Origin of the sequence: uncultured Campylobacter sp., from assembly GCF_938018035.1 — a bacterium.
In the GTDB taxonomy this organism is placed as follows: Bacteria; Campylobacterota; Campylobacteria; order Campylobacterales; family Campylobacteraceae; genus Campylobacter_B.
This window is the reverse complement of sequence record NZ_CALIJF010000245.1, coordinates 1-3,095: the sequence shown is the minus strand read 5'-3', so window position 1 is coordinate 3,095 and position 3,095 is coordinate 1. Positions and strand designations below refer to the sequence as shown.

General features: G+C 48.8%; 2 protein-coding genes and 1 pseudogene. 1 reads left to right on the top strand and 2 read right to left on the bottom strand.

Annotation, left to right across the window (positions count from 1 at the left end):
• Positions 1-47 precede the first annotated feature (47 nt).
• Positions 48-131, top strand: coding sequence for a DUF389 domain-containing protein (locus Q0257_RS13085; protein WP_366517505.1), 84 nt, complete (start codon positions 48-50; stop codon positions 129-131).
• A 24-nt stretch (positions 132-155) separates the two neighbouring features.
• Here Q0257_RS13085 and Q0257_RS13080 read toward each other — a convergent pair.
• Positions 156-956: pseudogene (locus tag Q0257_RS13080) on the bottom strand (nitronate monooxygenase); the annotation flags it as partial.
• Between the two features lie 1,391 nt (positions 957-2,347).
• Positions 2,348-3,040, bottom strand: coding sequence for an oxidoreductase (locus Q0257_RS07290; RefSeq protein ID WP_298023432.1), 693 nt, complete (start codon positions 3,038-3,040; stop codon positions 2,348-2,350).
• Positions 3,041-3,095 lie beyond the last annotated feature (55 nt).

Sequence of the window (3,095 nt, the reverse complement as noted above, 5' to 3'; positions counted from 1 at the left end):
AAGAAGGAGGCAATGCCATACCGGGTGTGGCGATTGCGACCGCATTGATGCCGCCACTGTGTACCGCGGGCTACGGACTGGCTCATGGCAACTGGCAATATTTTTTTGGCGCTTTTTATCTCTTTTATTAGGCTAATACCAGAATTTACGTATATTATGCCATTTTCTATATCGCCATCTATCATTGCGAGCCTTAGCGGATTTAGTCGCTCGATTTTTTGCGCCACTACTTCCTTGTCGCCGTTTAGATACATTGCGTTTAGCTCCTTGGCAAATTTACTCGGCACTACGCGTTGATAGTCCGAAACAAAAAACAGCTCGCTAGAGCCCATAGATACGATGCTCTCTTTTGCCGGTTGCGCTGCCGGGCACTCGGTACTAGCGATAAATCTAGTACCCACGTAAACACCGCTAGCCCCAAGCGCAAAGGCTGCTCGTACGCCTCTAATGTCGTTTATCCCGCCCGCAGCCATCACAGGCACGCTCACGGCATCGGCGATGATCGGCACGATGCTAAAAGTACCTATTTTATTTTGCGGGCCCACTCCTCCTTCATCGTATCCCGTGGCAATTATAATATCTGCGCCCTCTTCTTGTGCCGCGCGAGCCGAATTTGCGCTTGGCGTAAGCGCTCTATGCACCAAAACTCCGCCGTTATCTTTTATAAATTTAAATAGCTCCGTTTCCGCTATGCCGACAAAGAAAAACGCCTTTACGCCAGTCTCAAATGCCGTTTCCATAACCTTTAGCGCATATTTTTTGTCATTATCGTTTCGACAAACGATATTTACGCCGTAAGGCTTATTAGTTAGCGACTTTATACGTTCAAATTCTCGTTTATATCGCTCTTTCGTGTTTAAATTTTCAGAGTCTCTGCCGGCATTTGGCCCCAGCACGCCCATTCCGCCGGCATTTGATACGGCAGCTACCAATGCGGCATTTGTTACGTTATTCATCGGAGCCTGCACGATAGGCAAGCTGACGCCCAAAATTTCGCACAGTTTTGTCGATTGATTAAAATTTTTCATATTCTTTTCCTTTAAATTTTTAGCTAATGTACCTGCCCTCGGCGCCTCTTTGCGGGCGAGAGGAAAAAACTCCTCGCTCCTAGCTTTTATGCCTTTTTCTAGCGCCGCCAGCAGCCTGTCCTTATCCTGCGGTAGCCTTCCCGCGAGGGGTACGGAGTTGCTAGGGTGCATCCCCAGTATCTGCGTGTCTTTTAGCTCGAGCGCTTCGATTAGGCGCATTTCCTCCAGCAGATTCTCGCCTGCGGTATTTTCGGTAAATTTACCCTTTTGTGCGACGCTATAAAGCGCGCTTCCTTTAGCCAGAAACAAGGTCATGAGAAAAACCATCCAAGGCTGCACCTCGTTTATGAGCTTCGCGCTTTCGTCGATGTGCTCTTTTGAAAACTGCATCCCGCCGCCGACGACGATATTTAGGCAAAAGTCGTAACCGAATCTTTTTAGCCTAAGCAGCTGCGCCTTGGCCTCGTCGGCATCGTAGCCTTTTTTAAGCAGTTTAAGGGTCTGCGTGTGACCCGACTCGAGCCGATATTCATACCGTTAAATCTAAGCTTGCGCAAATTTTGCAGCTCCTCGTCGCTCTTTTTGGCGATGCCCGTGATCGTCGCGTAAGAGGCGATGGCCTCGACCTCGGGGAAAATTTGGACGCTTTCTCGCCTATGGCGCTAAGCGTCTCGTAATCCAGCGAAAAAGCGTCGCCGTTTAGCAAAAAAATGCGCCTGACGAAGGGATTATAGCGCCTAGCCTCGGGCAAATCGCGCTCTATTTGCTCGTTCGATTCGACCGCAAACGGGACGTCGTGGTACATCGTGCAAAATGCGCAGCGATTGTGACTACAGCCCTAAGTCGCCTGCACCAGCAAAGAGTTAGCCTCGTAAGGTGGCCTATACGTAGTTCCCGTATACTTCATAAGTATGCTCCTTTATATTTTTTTGCGTGATTATACGTTGGCTTTATAAATAGATAATGTAAATTTGTAAAATATATTACATAGAAAACGGCTCGTTTTATACTCGCTACAAAAGCGCCTATTTACGGGCTCTTTGCGGGTTTGTCGCTATTTTTGGCTATTTTGTCGGTCTTGGAGATTTTTAGCGCGAGCTTTTTCCACGCTAAATTTGAGCCCTCGCGCAGAGAACTATAAACGCACAAAGGCGGCGACGCGCACTGAGGTCAAAGCTCCAAATTTCTATCAAATTTTGCTTTTAGGTAGCTGTAAATTTAAACGCTCGTTGAGGCAAGCGCGCAAATTTGATTATCCCGGGATAAATTTAAATTTACGAGGCGAGGGCTTGCAAATTTTGCCTAATCCTGCAAGCCCCTCAAATTCGAGCTGCTACGCAAACTCTTTTGGATGATAAATTTGCACGCCTTTGCTCTACGTTTGCGCGGCGGCGATGACGACGACGGCGATATTTTTGCGCGCTCATCGGGCGGTAGTTCGTCAAGATCCCCTTCGGCAAAAGCCCGAACAGCCAGATCGTAAAGAGCTCGCTGAGTCGCAACTCGTTACGCTCGCTTTTTATCGCGGGCAGCCTAGCGATTTGCAGGCTTTCAAAGCCCAGCTCGGCGATCTTTTTCTCGGCCTTGCCCTTTGCTCTCATGTAGAAAAATCTCGACCGTTCGTCCGCGCCGTAGGCGGAGATAAGCACGAAACGGCGAGCGCTCGCGGCGATGCCCCATTTTGCGGTATTTACGGGGTAGCTCACGTCCACTTTGTAAAACTGCCCGCGGCTACCGGCTTGCTTCATCGTCGTGCCCAGCGCGCAGAAAATCTCGTCTATGTCGCACGGCTCTATCTCTTTGATCTTATCTAAATTTACGATCTGCACCTCAAGTTTTTCGTGGCTAAACTTTAGCTCCCTACGCGTCCAGACGACGATCTTGTCGTAGTTTTGGTTTCGCAAAGCCCTCGCACGATCTCGCACCCGACCGCTCCCGTCGCGCCCACGACCAAAGCCGTTTTTCTCATTTTTGCTCCTTTGATTAAATTTTATCGGCGGCAGATGCTGCAAATAACCGAATTAACCCTGTGTCAATTTGCTCTAAATTTAAGGCTTAGCCTACTGA